This is a genomic window from Myxococcus xanthus (genome assembly GCF_006402735.1).
In the GTDB taxonomy this organism is placed as follows: Bacteria; Myxococcota; Myxococcia; order Myxococcales; family Myxococcaceae; genus Myxococcus; species Myxococcus xanthus_A.
This window is the reverse complement of record NZ_CP017174.1, coordinates 1,883,802-1,900,686: the sequence shown is the minus strand read 5'-3', so window position 1 is coordinate 1,900,686 and position 16,885 is coordinate 1,883,802. Positions and strand designations below refer to the sequence as shown.

11 protein-coding genes are annotated in these 16,885 nt (G+C 71.3%); 4 read left to right on the top strand and 7 right to left on the bottom strand.

What is annotated here, in order from left to right; translation table 11 throughout:
• Positions 1 to 9 precede the first annotated feature (9 nt).
• From BHS09_RS08080 to BHS09_RS08065, 4 genes are read right to left on the bottom strand one after another with little or no spacing between them, the layout of a single operon-like run.
• Complete coding sequence (locus BHS09_RS08080) at positions 10 to 786, bottom strand: outer membrane lipoprotein-sorting protein (protein WP_140797582.1); 777 nt, start codon at positions 784 to 786, stop codon at positions 10 to 12.
• Positions 786 to 2,096: an ABC transporter permease gene (locus BHS09_RS08075; protein WP_140797581.1), complete on the bottom strand. Its 1,311-nt coding sequence runs from the start codon at positions 2,094 to 2,096 to the stop codon at positions 786 to 788. The genes BHS09_RS08080 and BHS09_RS08075 overlap by 1 nt, the downstream gene beginning before the upstream one ends.
• Entirely contained in the window at positions 2,093 to 4,141 is a 2,049-nt protein-coding gene (locus BHS09_RS08070; protein ID WP_140788733.1) for an ABC transporter permease, read from the bottom strand. Before BHS09_RS08070 ends, BHS09_RS08075 begins: the two co-directional genes overlap by 4 nt.
• A 48-nt stretch (positions 4,142 to 4,189) precedes the next feature.
• The gene (locus tag BHS09_RS08065) at positions 4,190 to 8,107 is read right to left on the bottom strand and encodes an SDR family NAD(P)-dependent oxidoreductase (RefSeq protein WP_261344756.1); all 3,918 of its coding nucleotides are present in this window, start codon (positions 8,105 to 8,107) and stop codon (positions 4,190 to 4,192) included.
• Between the two features lie 90 nt (positions 8,108 to 8,197).
• On the opposite strand from BHS09_RS08065, the gene BHS09_RS08060 reads away from it, so the two are divergent.
• A complete protein-coding gene (locus BHS09_RS08060; protein ID WP_140797580.1) occupies positions 8,198 to 9,712 on the top strand; it encodes a class I SAM-dependent methyltransferase in 1,515 nt (504 codons plus the stop codon).
• A gap of 9 nt (positions 9,713 to 9,721) precedes the next feature.
• Here the strand turns inward: BHS09_RS08060 and BHS09_RS08055 are convergent, their stop codons facing one another.
• The 3 genes from BHS09_RS08055 to BHS09_RS08045 are packed head-to-tail and all read right to left on the bottom strand — an operon-like array spanning position 9,722 to position 13,211.
• On the bottom strand, positions 9,722 to 11,221 hold the full coding sequence (locus BHS09_RS08055) for a class I SAM-dependent methyltransferase (protein ID WP_140797579.1): 1,500 nt from the start codon (positions 11,219 to 11,221) through the stop codon (positions 9,722 to 9,724).
• A 14-nt stretch (positions 11,222 to 11,235) separates the two neighbouring features.
• A complete protein-coding gene (locus tag BHS09_RS08050; protein WP_140797578.1) occupies positions 11,236 to 12,261 on the bottom strand; it encodes an ABC transporter permease in 1,026 nt (341 codons plus the stop codon).
• Positions 12,261 to 13,211 (bottom strand): ABC transporter ATP-binding protein, encoded by a 951-nt coding sequence (locus tag BHS09_RS08045; protein ID WP_140797577.1) that lies wholly within the window; start codon positions 13,209 to 13,211, stop codon positions 12,261 to 12,263. Before BHS09_RS08045 ends, BHS09_RS08050 begins: the two co-directional genes overlap by 1 nt.
• Positions 13,212 to 13,325: 114 nt before the next feature.
• On the opposite strand from BHS09_RS08045, the gene BHS09_RS08040 reads away from it, so the two are divergent.
• The 3 genes from BHS09_RS08040 to mhpA are packed head-to-tail and all read left to right on the top strand — an operon-like array spanning position 13,326 to position 16,708.
• Entirely contained in the window at positions 13,326 to 14,147 is an 822-nt protein-coding gene (locus tag BHS09_RS08040) for a 1-acyl-sn-glycerol-3-phosphate acyltransferase (RefSeq protein WP_174259221.1), read from the top strand.
• Positions 14,144 to 15,091: an SDR family oxidoreductase gene (locus BHS09_RS08035; RefSeq protein WP_140788726.1), complete on the top strand. Its 948-nt coding sequence runs from the start codon at positions 14,144 to 14,146 to the stop codon at positions 15,089 to 15,091. The genes BHS09_RS08040 and BHS09_RS08035 overlap by 4 nt, the downstream gene beginning before the upstream one ends.
• Before the next feature lie 39 nt (positions 15,092 to 15,130).
• Complete coding sequence (mhpA, locus tag BHS09_RS08030) at positions 15,131 to 16,708, top strand: bifunctional 3-(3-hydroxy-phenyl)propionate/3-hydroxycinnamic acid hydroxylase MhpA (protein ID WP_140797576.1); 1,578 nt, start codon at positions 15,131 to 15,133, stop codon at positions 16,706 to 16,708.
• The last annotated feature ends 177 nt before the right edge of the window (positions 16,709 to 16,885 follow it).

Sequence of the window (16,885 nt, the reverse complement as noted above, 5' to 3'; positions counted from 1 at the left end):
CCGGCGCGGCTAGCGCAGGCGCCCCTCCAGCCACGACTTCGTGAAGAGGTTGGGGCTCAGGGGCGCCAGCTGCACGTCCTCGTAGCGCACCACCAGCTGCGTGCCCTCCTCCTCCTCCTGCTCGAAGACCTCGCGGTAGTGGATGATGGGCTGCTGGGTGACGGGGTCCTTGAGCTTCTGGTAGCTGCGGACCAGGTCCGTGCGGAGCACCCGCCCGGAGGGCGCATAGCCGATGCGCTTGACGATGTTGAGGTCCGGGTCCAGCCACAGCCGCAGGTGCGCGAAGCTCACCTCAGTGTCGGGCCGCGCGGAGAGGTACAGCTTGCGGTAGCGCGTGCCCTGGATGACTTCCTCCCCCTCGTCCACGGCCGTGTAGTCCTCCGCCAGGCGGGAGCGGTCGAAGTCCCCTTCGCAGGCGATGGTGCCCACGATGTTGGCCCGCCGCGTGGTGCGCTCCCAGTGGCCCAGCGCCGCGTTGTACTCCCACAGGTTCTTCCCGATGCGCAGGTAGCCGCCCCCCGCCATGTTCCGCGGCTGGGTGATGACCATGAGGAAGTTCTGCGACGAGTCCCGGCGGTACACCTGCATCTCGATGAGCCGCTCGATGCCGTCCTTGCGCGTCTCCCGGATGCGGACCACGCCCCGGTAGTCGCTCTGCATGGACATGCGCTTGTCCACCTGGCGCACCAGCTCGTCCGCGGAGGGCTTGGCCTCCGCCGCGGCAGCCAGCACGGGTATCAGCAACAGCGCGAGGACGAATGAAGGCAGCGGAATTCGAGTGCGCATCAGAGCGAGTCCATGGCGGAGCGAGGAGAGAGGGAGGAAGCGCGAGCAGCCGGGATGATGGACGCCAGGGTCGCCCCCACCGTGGCCAGGACGACGGCGGCCACCACATGCCCGGGGCCCGGCGCCAGCGGGAGGGTGTCGCTGAAGAGGAAGCCGGACAGGGCCTCCGGGAGGGAAATCGCATCGCGAAGCAGGACGCACACGCCCGCGGCCACCGCCGCGCCCAGGCCGGAGGACACCGCGCCCAGCAACATGCCTTCCAGCATGAACATGCCGACCACGGACCGGCGATGCATGCCCACCGCGCGCAGGGTGCCCACCTCGCGCGTCCGCTCCCGCACGGCGACGCTCAGGGAGACGAACAGCCCCATCATCACCACCGCCAGGGTGATGGCGCCCACCAGCACCGTCAGCGCCGCCAGGCCCGCGGAGATGAAGCCGAGGAAGGCGGACTCGTCCTCCCACGTCGTCACGTCCACGCGCTGCCCCGCCCAGCCTTCGCGCAGCAGGGGTGACAGCTTGTCGCCGTAGGCCTCGCGCGCCGGTGGCAGCACGGCGAACCCCGCCTGCCGCAACGAATCACGGAACTGGCCCGCAAGCCCGTCCACGTCCAGCCCGCCACCGTCCACGCCGGCGCAGGCCACCTGCAACACGCCCGCGGAGCCGGGCCGGTAACCGTCCAGCTCGCGCAGCGTCGCGTTGGAGACGAGGATGCCCGCGCTCTCGCCCAGCAGGCCCGCGCGCTCGGTGATGGCCACCACCTCCACGTCGAGCGCGTTGCGCTGGCCGCCCACCGTCTGCGTGAAGAGCGTCGCCATGTCACCCACGCGCACATGGAGCCGCCCGGCCAACTGCGTGGACAGGGCCACCGTGCGCGGCCGCGCCAGCGTCTCCAGCGCGCCGTCCTTCACCTTGAAGCGGCGCAGCGCGGCGCCCTCGCCCTCCACGTCCAACGCCACCACATAGGAGCGCACCCGGTGACGGCCCGCGCCCGCGGTGGCCTGTCCCCGTCCTCGCTCTCGCAGCAGACAGCCGCCCGGAACCAGGGGCTCCACGACGGCCCGCACCTTCGCGGCGTCACCCACCACCGGCGAGATGCTGTCGGGATGGACCTTGAAGTACCCGCCCACGTTCAGCTCACCGCTGAGGAACGTCGTCACGACGTCCTTCTGCGTCGCGGCGACACCCGCGCTCAGGGACATCACTCCCACCAACACGCCGCTGGCGGCGGCGATGACGGCGAAGAGCAGCAGCCCCTGCTCACGGCGGAGGAACAGGTTGCGCAACGCGATGCCAAGAAGGCCCCTCATCCGTCCATCTCCCGCAGGCGCATGGCCACCGCTGGCGTCACCGCGCTGCCGCGCCACGCCGGAATCCAGGTGGCGACCAGCACCACCAGCGTCACCCCTATGCCCACCACGGCCGCGTGCCACGCCGCCAGCTCTGGCCGGAGCACCGCGCCGCCCAGGAAGAACTGCAACGCCTCGTCCCGAACCGCGATGCCGTCCGAGCCAAGGCCCCACAGCAGCGCCGCGCCCAGGCCATGGCCCAGCAGGCTTCCCACCAACCCCAGCACCAGTCCCTCCAGCATCAGCCCGAGGAAGACATCCCGGCGCTGCATGCCCACCGCGCGCAGGGTGCCCACCTCGCCGACCCGCTCACGGGCCAGCAGCAACAAGGTTCCCGCCGAGACGCCCAGCACGAACAGCCCCATCATCCCGCCAAGCGCCACCAGCAGCACCTGCGTCATCCCCACCATGCCGGTGACGAAGCCGCCCACCTCGCGCCAATCCGCCGTCGCCAGGGGCACGCCCTTCGCCTGCGCGAGCTGCTGGATGCGCTCCGCCACGGCGTCCGGGTCGGCGTCCTGCGTCAGGACGAGCGCGGCGTGGAAGATGCCATCCTCCAGGTCCGCCGCATCGAAGGTGGGGGGCAGCGACGCGCGCGCGAAGGTGGGCGCCGGCGCTTCGTCGGTGGGTGCCGACGGTTCCGCGTCGAGCATCTGCGGCGGGCTGAACGTGTCGAACGACGGGGCTTCCGCCTTCGCATCCATGCCCACGGAGGCCAGCAACTGCTTCGCCTCCTCCATCTGCTCGCGCGTCATCCGCCCGGACAGATGACGCACGGTGGCCAGGTCCAGGAGCGATGCGCCATTGGCCTGGCTGCCGTCCCCGCCCAGTCCCCGGAAGCGGTAGGTGCCCCATACCTTCACGGCCACGCCCGGGTCGTTGTCCAGCGTGCCCTTGAGCACCAGCGTGTCCCCCGGACGCACCCGGTACAGCGGCAGGTGTGGCGCCAGCGTGCTGTAGAACGCCTGGAAGCGCGCGTCGAAGTTGCCGTCATCCAGCGCCCAGAACTTCTCCAGCAGCGGCTCCAGCTCCCCGGGCTGCCCTAGCACCGCCTCCAGCGCGGCCCGCAGCGCCGTGGCCCGCTCCACGTCCAGGCGCGACAGCAGGTCGGGAATCTCCGCGAGGCTGCGCTCCACCAGCGTGCCCAGCCGCTCGTCGCCCGCGAAGGTCGCCCCTCGCTCCCGCTCACGCTTCAGCTCGTCCAACCGGACGGCCATGGGCAGTTTGAAGGAACGCTCATAGACGGCCTGCCCCAGCAGCAATCCTCGCGTGCCCCGTGGAGGCAGCTCGCCGGAGACGAGCTCGAAACGGCCGAACGCCTTCGCGAAGCCCCCCAGGTCCGTGCCCACGTAGTCGAGGTACATGGACTCGCCTTCGCCCACCTGCTTGGCCACCCGGTTCTCCAGGAACTCCAGCACCGGGAGGGGCTCGGCCACGAAGCGCTCCCAGAAGGACGGCGTCAATGCCTGCTCCAGCGCGCGCGTGTCCTCATCGCTCCCGGCACTTTGGGAGAAGGCCTCTTCGCGGCGACGTGAGTCCCGAGCGACGCGTTCGAGCGCGCGCCGGAGGTCATCGGCCATGCGGCCCAGCCGCGCGTCCCTTTCGGCCGAGACCGGCGCGCGCGCCACGTCGCGCACCGCGGAGAGCTTCTCGTCCAGATAGTTGCCGCGGAACACCCGGCCGGTTCCCACCTCCAGGGGAACGACGTCGCGAACGCCGTCCACACCGAGCAACAGCTCGCGGGTGCGGGCGTAGTCCGGCAGGGGCACCATCTCCGGAGCCCCGCCCGGCCCCAGCGACATCTGCGGCCCTTCGGCGGAGTTGGCGTTGTAGACCTGGAGATGGCCCGCCCCGCTCTCAATCATGCTGAGACGGGTGCCGTCGTAGATGCTGCCGACCAGGGACAGCCCCAGCGTCAGTAGGGCCGCCATGCTGGCCGCGAGCAGGCCGACGAGCCAGCTCCGGGGGCGGGAGCGCACGCTCTGCAGCGCGAAGTGGAAAAGCATGAACCCCGAATCCTAAGGATTCGAGTCCCGTGAAAACAAGCGCCGCACTCAGGAAGCCTGCATGACGCTGAGCAGCAGGGCCACCTGCGCATCGGTGAGCAGTGAAACATCGAGCTGCTCGGGGTCGACGAGATGCCGGACGTGCGCCGCGAGCCTCGCGACGGAAGCGTGTTCGAACAGCGCCGTCACGGGCAGCCGCAAGCCGGTGCGCTCCTGGACACGAGCCAGGACGCGAGTGGCCTGCAGCGAGCTGCCACCGAGCACGAAGAAGTCCGCGTGCGCGCCCACGTCATCCACGCCTAGCACGTCGCGGAAGGCCTCCGCCACCACGACCTCCAGCGGCCCCTCCGGGATGCGCGCGCCGCCGCCCGACAGCATCGCACCAAGCGCCTCGCGGTCCACGGCGCCACTGGCCTGCCTGGGCAACGACTCCAGCACGTGCACCTGTGCCCCCGCTCCGTCCACACCGGCCGCCCCCGAGCCGCCCGCCTCGAGGAACACGTGCGCCACGTCCAACGACTCCCCCTCCCCCAGCCCCACGGTCCGCCAGGGCAGCGCTGAACCCTCGACACCCGCCAGCACGCGGGCCTCGCCCGACTCCACCGCCAACGCGAGGGCGGCCAAGGCCTGGGGTAGTTCCAGCATCCGGTAGCCTGGGGGCGACGCCGTCAGTCCACGGGCCATGCCCGTGTCGCGCACGGAGCTGAAGGCCACCGACACCGCGCGCCGGCCGTCTGTCACGAGCGCCTCCGCATACCGGTCCAGGAAGCCCGTGGCCGCGCAGTAACCCGCGTGGAGCCCTGCCCCCAGCGTCCCCATCAACGAGGAAGCGAAGACGAGCAAGGCCTCCGGCCGCTCCCGGAACGCGTCCGCGAGCGCCACCGCGCCCAGCACATGGGCCGCGGCGCCCTCCACGAACGGCGCGGGCGCCTCGCGCATGAGGGGCACGGAGTTCAGCGTGCCCGCGAAGTGGAAGGCGCCATCAAGCCGCTGGCCGTGGCGAGCCTCCGCGTCGGCCAACACCCGCCGCAGCGCCTCCGGCTCCGTGACATCGGCCGTGACATACTCCGCCGCCCCCAGCTCACGCTCCAGCGACGCCACGGCGGCGTCCCGCTGGCGGCGCCCCACGAGCAGCAGGCGCGCGCCCAGGCCGTTTCGCAGATGGCGCGCCCAGGCCTGTCCCAGTCCGCCCAGCGCTCCCGTCACCACGTAGAAGCCCGCCTTTTTCAGGCGCACCGGTTCGGGGACCAGGGACGGCGTCCAGGCCACGAACCCGCGCTCCCAGCGGCGCCCTTCCCGCCAGGCCAGCTCGAACGCCGGACGCGGCTGCGCCAGCTCGGTGGCCACTCTGTCCACCGCGGCCGGGCGCTCTTGCGGAACCCACAGGAGCGAGGTCTCCAGGCCGGGCACTTCCGCCTCCGCCGCGCGGAGCAACCCCGGCAGCAGGTGGGCTCCCGCCCCGGTCTCGAGCGAAGCCCCCACTTGAGGCACGACCACGCGCAGCCGGCAGGGCGCGGCTTCCACGAGCGGCGCCAGGGACTGAACCAACCCCAACAGGGGCGCCACCGCGCGCACCAGGGTGTCCCGCGAAGGCGCGCCAGTGGACGGCGCCGCCACGTAGACGACTTCGCGCACCCGGCGCTCGGCGGAGGGCAGGTGCCGCGACAGCGCGGAGCCATCCTCCGGCTCCGCGTGCAGCACCTCCCGAGGAGCCATCCGCGCGCGCAGCGCCTCGGCCCAGGAGGCGTCTCCCACGACGAGCACGGCCCCCGCATCCGCGCCGCCAGCGCCGGGCTGCCGCTGCCGCCAGCGAGGCACGGCGAGGCACGGGGGCAACGTGAAGCGGCCACCCAACAACCGCTCCGCCACGCGGCGCTCCTCGGCCAGTTCCCCGGCTTCGAAGCGTCGGCGCAGCTCGGTGCGCCCGCGCTTGCCCAGCTCCGTGCGCGGCACCTGCTGCCGGGCGAGCGGCACCAGCCATGCCACCTGGAAGCCCAGCCGCCGTCCCACGGCCTCGCGGATGGCGCGCAGCAGTCCGCCCAGCGGAGGCGCGTCTGGCGCGGGGACGAAGAAGACGACGATTTCATCCGTCTGCGCGCCGCCCACGCGCGTGGCGCATGCCACGGAGTACGTGGGCAACACGCCCGGCACCTCCTCCACCACCGTCTCTATCTCCTGCGGATAGACGTTGTTGCCGTGGAGGATGAGGACTTCCTTCTCGCGTCCGGTGATGGCCATCTGCCCGTTGCGAACCCAGGCGAGGTCCCCCGTGCGAAACCATCCGTCGGTGGTAAAGGAGCGGGCATTGAGCTCCGGGTCATCCAGGTAGCCCGCCAGCACCGAGGCGCCCCGCACCTGGAGATGCCCCACGCGCCCCTGGGGCACCACCTGGTCCGCGTCATCCACGATGCGCAGCGCCGAGCCCGCGGGCGGCGGTCCCAGCTCCACGGCGGCCTCTCCGTCATGCGTCCGGACGCCCCGGGTGTTGGTGAAGAAGGAGGTGGTCTCCGCCATGCCCCAGCCCGGACACACCACGTCCCGCCGAAGCCCCTCACCCGCCAGCGCATCCGTGAAGCGCTGAAGCGTCCGCGCGACGAGCGGCTCACCCGCGCAGCTCAGCACCCGCACATGCGACAAGGTCCAGGCACGGCGCTCGCTGCGCTCCAACCGGTCCGCCACCAGTCCGAACGCGAAGTTGGGCGCCCACCCATGGGTCCCCTTCAGCTCGGACAGCAGGTCCATCCACCGCAGCACGTCCGCCAGGACATGGTCGCGGGACACGAGCGCATGCGACGTGCGCGCCCGCAGGCAGAGCAGGTGCGAATAGGTGATGCCCGCGACGTGGTCCAGCGGCATCCAGCTCACGCCCACGTCCTGAGGCGTGTACCAGCCGCCCGCCATCATCGCGTCACACATGTCCAGCAGGTTGTCGTGCGTGAGCACCACGCCCTTGGGCAGCCCGGTGCTGCCGGAGGTGAACGACATCAGCGCGGGAGCGCCCTCGGGCACGGCGGCTGGCTGTCCCTCCCCCCCCGTGTCCAGCGCGGCGAGCGTGGCCACTCGAAGCCCCTCGGCCTCCAGCGTGCCGACCGCGGCGGGCCCCGCGAGGACCCACGGCCCGCCCAGGCGCTTCGCCACCGACAGCACGCGCGCCATCGTGGGATGCGAGCGCTCGAACGAAGCGGGCCAGGCCAGCAGCGACGGCACCACGCCAGCGAGCGTGCACGCCCAGAACGCCCGGATGACCTCGCCTGGGCGCTCCAACACGAGCACAGCCCGGTCCCCCGCTTTCAGCCCGCGTGCTTGCAGGCCACCGCACAGCCGCAGCGCCTCGCGCCAGAGCGCATCGAAGCGCAGCACCTCGCGGCGGCCCTCCACATCGATGAATGTCAGCGTCTTCTCCGGATGCAGCGTCACCGCCCGGCGGAGCATCTCTCCAAGCAGGCGAGGCTCTCCCTCCGGCCGGCACGGCGGGCCGCCATCGAGCAGCGCGGGCGGGGCTTGCTCCAAGTCGACAGCATCCGCGGAGGACGTCTGGGACGAAGCGCCCGACGCCTCGCCTGGCCTGGGCATCAGCGGCCCGGGCAGGAGCTCATCCAAGGGGGTGTAGCGCTCCTCCCGCATGCGGGGCCCGGCCAGCACGGCCACCTCCCGGCCGGAGCTTCGCCATCGCGATTCCATCTGCTGGAGCATGGCGGGCGTGGCGGACGTCCACCGCGCGAGCCGCGCCTCATCCGGCGTCCCCGTGTCCTGGAGCGGCAGCGCGTCCACCAGCGCCACGGCCGGAGCGACGTCTCCCAGGTGCTCGCGCAGCAGCGACTCCAGAGCCGAGGCCTGGACCGCGCGACGAGGCACCACCCATGCCGTCGCGGTTCCGGAGAGCTCCCCTACGTGGGCGTCCTGGACCCGCGAATCCTCGCGCAGGAGGTGAAGGGCCGCGTCCACCGGAGTCGTTCGAGGAGCCATGGGCGCCATCGTAGCGCAGGGCCCGCCGCCCCGGGGTTGCGCCCCGGGACAGTGAAGGGCGAAGCTGAAATCCCCCCGGACGAGGTATCGATGACCGTCGACCGTCGCACCCTGGCGCAGTCCCTCCACTTCTGGGCGCGCAATGCCTCGAACGAGTCGGCCCTGCTCCGCACCGCACTGTCACTGGGACTCTTCGACGCACTACCAGTGAAGGGGGGAGCCCCGCCCGTGTCGATGACGGAGCTGGCACGGCGCATCCAGTGCACACACCGGGGAACCCGGGCGCTGACGGAGTTGCTCGTCTGCCTGGGTTTCGTCCATCTCGACGACGCGCGCGAGCTGGCGCTCATTCCCACCGCCGCGGCGTTCCTGCGCGACGTGGATTTCCGGAAACGGCTCGAAGCCCAGCATCCATGGTGGGACGCTGGTGGGCGGCTGGACGAGGCGGTGAAACAAGGCGGACCGGTGGCGCACGGTGGCGCGAGCTGGGACGTGCTCGGCCACTACCGCGCGCTGTTCCTCACGGCTCCCGCACCGGGGCCCTCACCTGAGGCCGAGGACTTCTTCGACCGCTTCGCGCGCAGCGCCCTCCGCATGCAGGTGCTGCTGGCCTCGGGCCGGCTGGGGCTGCTGGAGGCCCTGTCCTCGCAGGCGCATACCGAGCAGACACTGGGAGCCACCACGGGGCTCGGCGGCGAGGGACTGTCGCTGCTGGTCGCATTGCTGGAGCAGCTCGGCATCGCCCAGCAGGAAGGAGCAACGTGGCGGCTGACGGACGAGGCCCGGCAACTCCTGGGCGGAAAGGCCCTGCCCTACCTGCTGCGCTCGCTGTCCGTGTCCGAGCGGTACTGGGAGGCCTTGGGCCGGTTGGATGAGACGGTGCGCGAGGAGCGCTTCATCCTGGACCTGAAGGACCCGGAGGTGAGCCAGCGCTTCTACGCGGACAACTCGAGCCAGATTACGGCAGTGTTCGCCTCGCACTTCCAGCTCAGCCGGCGCGCCGCCGCGACGGTCGCCCAAGCCCGCGCCCTGGAAGGTGCCCAGGTGCTGGACATCGGCACCGGTTCGGGTGTGTGGGGCGCGGCCTTCGCGCGTGCCACGCCCACCACGCACGTCACCTACTTCGACCAGGCGGTGGTGCTGGAGCAGGTGCGCCGCAACGTGGAGGCGCTGAAGGTGTCGGACCGCGCGCGCTTCTGGCCAGGCAACCTCTTCACCCAGGACTTCGGCGAGGCGGACTTCGACCTCATCATCCTCCCGCAGGTGCTCAACGTGCTGCGGCCCGAAGACCTTCCAGGCATGTTCGCCCGCGTGGCGCGCGCCCTGCGGCCCGGCGGCGTCCTCGTCATCGCGGAGTACGTCCTCGACGAGCGCCGAGATGGCCCGTTGGACCACCTCTACTTCGGACTGCGCCGCTTCATGACCAATGAGGGGGACCTGCTGTCCGCCTCGGAGTACGGCCAGCTCCTGGCGGACGTGGGGCTGTCCTCCAGCGTGTGTATTCCCCTGCCCACCCAGGAACTGGTGCTGGCCGCGCGCCCTGGCGTGCCCCTGCCCACGACGCTGGCGCCGCCTCCGGACAGTTCCCGAAAGAGCGCGGCCTGACGCGGAAGCTCAACGCGACGACACGGGCTCCGCCCACGCGACGTCGCCCCGGTGAGCGATGACGACCTGCTGGATGGGCATGTCGAAGCCGCGAGCCTCCGTGAGGCCCACGGGCGACAGCAGCGCGCGGAACTCCGGAAGGGAGAGCACGTCGCCCTCGTTCGTCACGTACCGGCGCAGCGCGAAGTAGAGCGCGTCCAGCGGACCATCGCGCCGGTCCGTCAGCAGATAGCCGGAGATGAGCAGCAGGCCCCCGGACTTCAGCGCCCGGGCCAGCCGAGCGAAGAAGCTCGGAAGTTCCGAGGGCGGCAGCGCGGGGATGATTTGCGGCAGCAGGATGACGTCGTAGCGGGACTCGCCGTAGTCCACGGAGAGGCAGTCCCCCGCCCACAGCTCGGAACGGGCCTCCAGCTTCAGCTTCGTCAGGTGGGGGCGCACCGCGTCCAGCACGTGCGGCGAATCCAGGTACGTGACGTGCGTGGTGGGGTCCGCCAACCCGAAGGCCGCGCCCCACACGCCCGAGCCCGTGCCGACGTCCAACACGCGCGCCTGTGCCAATGGCCGCATCGACCGCACCAGCGCCGCGGCCTGCCGGCTCAGCCGCAGGTGCGAAGCGAAGATGCTGGAGATGCGCGAGGCGTTCTCCTGGTAGATGCGGCGCGCCGTCTCCGGGTCGCGCAAGTCCAACCGGAAGCGCTGCTCCCGCACCGCCTCGTCCAGGTGCCCCAGCGCCTCCCAGTAGGCCATGGTCGCCGGCAGCGCCCGCTGGAAGTACGGAAGGCTCTGGGCGTCCAGCGCCCGGCCCGCGGCCTCCGTGAAGCCCCAGCCTGTCTCCTGTGCCTGGACGATGCCCATCGCCGCCAGCGCGCCCAGGAGCACCTCCAGCGCCTCCGCCGACGCCCCCACCTCCCGCGCCAGCACGTCCAGCGGCACAGGCCCGCGCACCAGCTTCACCAGCACGTCCAGCTCCGCGGCCGTCACCAACGCCAGCGTGCGCGCGGGGTTGCGGGCGAAGCGGTCATGGAAGTCCCGGGCCTCGGCGCTCGGGGTGGACGGAGGGGGCGACAGGAACAGCGCGCGGTACCACCCGAGCACGTCCCACGTCTCCCCGTCCCACTCCACGGGGCCGCCACCGCGCACGGCCTGGGGCAGCAGCGCCAGCGGGTGCCACCAACGCCTCGCCTCGCGCAGCCCGGCAACGAACGCCTCATCCCGGAGGAAGGCCGCGGTCGACGCGGGCAACGAATACCCCCGCCCGTCCTCCAGGTGGACGAAGCCCAACGCGACCAGCGGCTCGACGACGGAGCGCGTCCCTCGCCAGGTGCCACCCACCCGCTTCGCGAGCGCATCCAGGGACACCGGCTCGCCCGAGCCCGTCTCCGGAAGGTGTCCGAAGAGGCCGAGCGCGAAGGCGGCCTGGAGTGCCGCCGCTTCGTTGCTGGCGTCTCGCGCGTGGAAGTTGAGCTGCTGAACGAAGGCGGGGGACGGCGCGGAAACGGGCTGTGACACGAAGCAGCGCTCCTTTACGTCCAGCGGAACCAACGAAGGGCCAACAGCAGTGGCACCACGGTCCACGCGGCCAGCACCAACATGGGCGCACCCAGTGAAGCCAGGCCCGCGCCCTCCAGCATGACGGCCCGCAGCGAGTCATTGATGGCCGTGAGCGGCAAGGCGCGGATGACGGGCTGCAACCAAGAGGGGAAGTTCCCGGACGCGAAGAAGACGCCGGAGACGAACATCATCGGCAGCGAGACGAGGTTGACGAGCCCGCCCACCGCCTCCTCCGTCCGCGCCCGGATGGCCACGAGCACGCCGAGCGCGGCGAAGCACAGCGCACCCGCGAGCCCCACGAGCGTCAACGTGAAGTAGCTGCCGAACATCGGCACGCCGAAGAGCCAGCGCGCGAAGGCACAGAAGAAGAGGACCTCCGCCAGCGCGAACCCCGCGCGCGCCAGCATGTAGGACAGGAAGAATTGGGAGCGCCTCATGGGCGTCGCGGCCAGCCGCTTCAGCAGCTTGCCTCCGCGCATCGCCACCAGCGAGCCCGCCACCACCCACAGGCTGCTGGACATCAACGACAGGCCCAGCAGGCCGGGGATGAGGAAGTCGACGTAGCGGTTTCCCGGCTCCGACACCGGCGTGGCCTTCACCACGGCGGGACGCGCGGTGTCTTCCGGCGCGGCGAGCGCCTGCTCCACCAGGAGCCGCGCGGTGCGGCCCTCCGCCTGGCTGGGGTCTACCAGCGCCTCGGGCACGGTGCCCGGCAGCAGCACCAGGGAGAGCTGTCCGCGCGCCAGCCGCCGCCGGGCGGACGCCTCGTCCGCGACCTCGGCCGACAGCTCCAGCACACCCTCCAGCTTCGCCATCAGCGCCGGTGCGCCCGGCCCCTCCGCCACGGCCACACGCACCGGGCCCAGGGAGTCGTTCCGGAACGCCAACCCCAGGAACAGCGTGGTGACGACGGGGAAGATGAACGTCCAGAACAGCACCTCCGGCTGCCGCATCAACATGCGCAGCCGCATCAACACCAGCTGGCCCAGGGCGTTCATCAGGCAGCCTTCTCTTCCGCGGACTCGCGCAGGGAGCGGCCCGTCATGTCGATGAAGACATCATCCAGCGTGGGCCGCCGGGTGGACAGGTGCAGCAACTGGCCGCCCCCCGCCGCCACCTCGCGCAGCACCTCCGGCAACGCCAGGTGCAGCTCCCGCACCCGCAGGGTGATGCGGCCGGCGTGCCGCTGCGCGGCCACCACCGCGGGAAGGGGACGCAGCCGCTCCAGGTCCGGCGACGGCTCCGCCTCCAGCTCGATGACCTGCTCCGCGCCCAGCGAGGTGATGATGTCCCGCGGCGTCCCGCGCGCAATCACCCGGCCCCGGTCGATGATGACCAGCCGGTCGCACAGCACCTCGGCCTCATCCATGTAATGCGTGGTCAACACCACGGTGCGCCCGCGCGCCTTGAGCTGCGCCACCACGTCCCACAACGCGCGGCGCGACTGGGGGTCCAACCCGGTGGTGGGCTCGTCCAGGAAGAGCACGTCCGGGTCGCCCGCCAGCCCCAGCGCTAGCGCCAGCCGCTGCTTCTGGCCACCGGAGAGCTTGCCCACCCGGGCATGGCGCTTCTCACCCAGCTGCACCAGCCCGATGAGCGCCTCGACCTCCAGGGGGCGTGGGTAGAAGGAGGTGAACAGCCGCACCATCTCCTCCACCGTGAGCTGGTCCACCAGCCGCGTCTCCTGGAGCGTCATGCCAATGCGCTCTCGCAGCACCGGCGCATCCGTCTCCCAGCGCAAACCCAGGAGCCGCACCTCCCCCGAGGTGGCCGTCTGGAGGCCCTCGAGGATTTCCACGGTCGTCGTCTTCCCCGCGCCGTTGGGGCCCAGGAGGCCCACGCACTCGCCGCGGCGGATGTCCAGGTCGATTCCGTCCACGGCGGTGACGTCGCCGAAACGTTTGACCAAACCCTTCACCTCGATGGCGAGCTCGTCCTGGTGTGTCATGGATGGGGGGCTGGGGGGAGCGCGGGCGAGTATCGCTCAACACCCGGCGGGTGCCCAACGAACCCGGTGTGGAAAGCGGCGGGGCTGGGCACGTCGGGGTGCTACGGTGCCCCCGTGGCCCTGACCGACTCATTGGAAGCCCGGGTGGACCGGCTGGAACTGCCGTTCAACGAATACGGCGTCGACCCGTACGGCATCTCCAAGTCTCACGTGAAACATGCGCTGCGCGTCTTTGGCGCCATCTACCGGTACTACTTCCGCGTGCGCTGCTACGGGGTGGAGCACATCCCCCCGCGGGGCCGCGGAATGCTGGTGGGCAACCACTCCGGCGGCGTGGCGGTGGACGGCGCCATGGTGCTGACGTCCACCATGTTGGAGATGGACCCGCCCCGGCTGGCGCAGGGCATGGTGGAGCGCTTCCTCCACAACTTCCCTGTGTCCTCGCTGTGGGCCAGCCGCACCGGCCAGTTCATCGGGCTGCCCGAACACGCGAAGCGGCTGCTGGAGGATGACCGTCTGCTGATGATCTTCCCCGAGGGCGCGCGTGGCACGGCCAAGCTCTACAACGAGCGCTACTCGCTGGTGGACTTCGGCACCGGCTTCGTCCGCCTGGCGCTGCAGACGCGCTCGCCCATCATCCCCTTCGCGTTCCTGGGCGGGGGCTCGGCCGTCCCCACCGTGTTCAACGCGTACACGCTGGGGAAGCTGCTCGGCGTGCCCTACGTCCCGTTGACGCCCTACCTGTTGCCGCTGCCTTTGCCGGTGCAGTTGGAAATCCATTACGGCGAGCCGCTCGTCTTCCAGGGCACGGGGGATGAAGAGGACCACGTCATCGAGGGTTATGTGGCGAAGGTGAAGCAGCGCATCGCGGGGCTCATCGAGCGCGGCCGCGCGCAGCGGCACAGCCGGCGGATTGGAAGGAACCTGCTGCCATGAGGGTGCTGATTCCAGGCATCTCCGGAGGCATTGCCCGCCAGCTCGCGCTGCACCTGCACGCGCGCGGACATCAGGTGGCGGGCATCGACACCCGCCCCTGGCCCGAGGCCAACGAGGCCGGCATCCAGGTCTACCGGGGCGACGTGCGCAAGCGCGCCGCGGAGGACGTCTTCCGCCGCTGGCGTCCCGAAGCCGTGGTGCACATGGCCACCGTCACCGCGTTCACGGTGCCGGGCAAGGAGCGTGGACGCATCAACCTGGACGGCACCAAGGCGGTGTTCGACCACTGCGCGGCCCACGGCGTGAAGCAGGTCCTCTTCGTGGGGCGGCACACCTTCTACGGCGCGGCGCCGGACTCGCCGCTGTACCACTCCGAGGACGAGCCACCCCGCGCGCTGGAGGCCATTCCGGAGCTGGCGGACCTGGTGGCCGCCGACCTGTACGCGGCCACCGCGCTGTGGCGCCTGCCGAAGATAACGACGGCCGTGCTGCGGCTGCCCTACACGCTGGGGGCTCCCGGCACCGGCACGCTGTCCTCCTTCCTCAAGGGCCGTCGCGTACCGCTGGTGCTCGGGTACGACCCGCTGTTCCACGTCCTCCAGGAGGAAGACGTGGTGACGGCGTTGACGCTGGCGCTGGAGAAGCAGGTCCGGGGCCTCTTCAACGTGGCGGGCCCTCCGCCGATTCCGCTGTCCGTCATCGTCCGGGAGACGGGTCGCACGGCGGTGCCATTGCCCGCGCCGCTCCTGTCGATGCTGCTGGGCCGGGCGGGCCTCCCCCGCCTGTCGATGGGCGCACTGGACCACCTGCGCTTCCCCATCGTCGTGGACAACCGCCGCTTCCTGGACGCCACGGGCTTCGAATATCGCCACAGCGTGGCGGACTCGCTGCGCATCTACCGCGAATCCGCGCCCATCCTCCCCGCGGGCGGCCAAGGACGTTAGACTTCTCCCCGCAGCGGACCTGCTTCCGGGGGGAAGTCCATGTCGGCCGACATCGAGGAAGTGGAGGTGGTCATCGCGGGAGGCGGGCCGGTGGGCGTGCTCACCGCCAACCTCCTGGGACTCCAGGGCGTGCGAGTGCTCGTCCTCGAACGGGAGGCCGCGCCGCATGGCCAACCCCGGGCCTTCTCCTGTGACGACGAGGCCCTGCGCATCTACCAGGCCGCGGGCCTGCTCGACGCGCTGAAGCCCGACCTGCGCCAGGGCCGGCACGTCACCTTCACCGGCGTGGGCGGCCAACCCATTGCCCAGGTCCAACTGGGCCAGGTGGACTTCGGTTACGGCCACGCGCCCATCTGGTTCTTCCACCAACCACTCCTGGAGAAGGCCCTGCGCGAGGGCCTCTCCCGCTTCCCCGCCGCCGAGCTGCGCACGGGCACCGAGGTGGAATCGCTGGAACAGGACGGCGCGGGCGTCACCGTGCGCTACCGCACGTCCGGTGCCCGGCACGGGGTGCGCGCCCGCTACCTGGTGGCCTGCGACGGCGGGCGGAGCACGGTGCGCGCGCTGCTGGGCATCCCCATGGAAGGACGCGGCGGCCAGGAGCCGTGGATTGCCATCTCCGGCACCGTGGCGGAGGAAGACGCACCCGCCGAATGTCATGTCGTCTGCGACCCGGCCCGCCCCGGCTTCGTGGGGCGCGGTCCCTTGGGGCGGTTCCGCTGGGAGTTCCGCCTGCGCCTGGGCGAGACGGGCGAGGAGATGACGCAGCCCGGCACGATTCGCCGCTTGATTGGGCCTTATGTGAATCCGGACCGGGTGACGGTGGAGCGCGCGCAGCTCTACAGCTTTCATTCGGTGGTGGCGCAGCGCTGGCGCGTGGGCCGCACCTTCCTGGCGGGAGACGCGGCCCACCTGTTGCCGCCCTTCATGGGTCAGGGCCTGGTGTCCGGACTGCGCGACGCGGCGAACCTCGCGTGGAAGCTGGCGTGGGTCCTCCAGGGCCGCGCCCCCGAGGCCCTGCTGGACACCTACGCCGTGGAGCGCCGCCCGCACGTGCGCGCCTTGCTGGAAGCCACCGCGAGACTGGGCTCCGTGTTCACCGCGCGCAGCACGCCCATGGCGTGGGTCCGGGACACCGTGCTCCGGGGCCTCCAGGCCGTTCCAGCCGCGCGCCGCTTCGTGGAGGGGTTCCGCTTCAAGCCGGCGCCCGCCATCGAGGAAGGCTGGCTGCTGGGCGGCCGCCGCTCGGGCCGGAAGGCCGCTGAAGGCAGCTACCTTCCCCAACCTCGCGTGCGGCGCGCGTCCGGTGAGGAGCACCTGCTGGACGACAGCCTGGGCTCCGGCTTCGCCGTGCTGAGCCGTGGCCGCAGCCCGGGGACGGAGGTGGCCCGCGAGCTGGCCGAGTCCCTGGGTGCCCGCGCCGTCACCGTGCGCTCCGCGGGTGTCCCGGGACTGGGCGACGACAGCGTGGAGGACCACACCGGCAGGCTGTCCGAGTGGTTCCGGGAGCACGGCGCCGACGTGGCCGTGGTGCGGCCGGACCGCTTCGTCTTCGGCGCGGTGCCCCTGGCCCGGATGCCCGAGCTGCGCGCGGCGCTGGGCGTGGAGGAAGTGTGAGCTGTTGCACGGGCGACAGACATTGCAAGCACGGGGGTCCGGAAGACCTCGGGATGTAATGCCTGACTCGCCCGAGCACAATCACTCTCATCTGTCCATACCTCCCCCCGGGGTTGCATCGGAGTCCATGAGAGGAGCAGGCTTCCAACCCTCCGCGATGGCAGACCACCACGCGAC

Bases quoted from the DNA above. Each gene is read 5' to 3' on its own strand.
- BHS09_RS08080 (WP_140797582.1), bottom strand. From the start codon at position 786: ATGCGCACTCGAATTCCGCTGCCTTCATTCGTCCTCGCGCTGTTGCTG.
- BHS09_RS08075 (WP_140797581.1), bottom strand. From the start codon at position 2,096: ATGAGGGGCCTTCTTGGCATCGCGTTGCGCAACCTGTTCCTCCGCCGT.
- BHS09_RS08070 (WP_140788733.1), bottom strand. From the start codon at position 4,141: ATGCTTTTCCACTTCGCGCTGCAGAGCGTGCGCTCCCGCCCCCGGAGC.
- BHS09_RS08065 (WP_261344756.1), bottom strand. From the start codon at position 8,107: ATGGCTCCTCGAACGACTCCGGTGGACGCGGCCCTTCACCTCCTGCGC.
- BHS09_RS08060 (WP_140797580.1), top strand. From the start codon at position 8,198: ATGACCGTCGACCGTCGCACCCTGGCGCAGTCCCTCCACTTCTGGGCG.
- BHS09_RS08050 (WP_140797578.1), bottom strand. From the start codon at position 12,261: ATGAACGCCCTGGGCCAGCTGGTGTTGATGCGGCTGCGCATGTTGATG.
- BHS09_RS08045 (WP_140797577.1), bottom strand. From the start codon at position 13,211: ATGACACACCAGGACGAGCTCGCCATCGAGGTGAAGGGTTTGGTCAAA.
- BHS09_RS08035 (WP_140788726.1), top strand. From the start codon at position 14,144: ATGAGGGTGCTGATTCCAGGCATCTCCGGAGGCATTGCCCGCCAGCTC.
- mhpA (WP_140797576.1), top strand. From the start codon at position 15,131: ATGTCGGCCGACATCGAGGAAGTGGAGGTGGTCATCGCGGGAGGCGGG.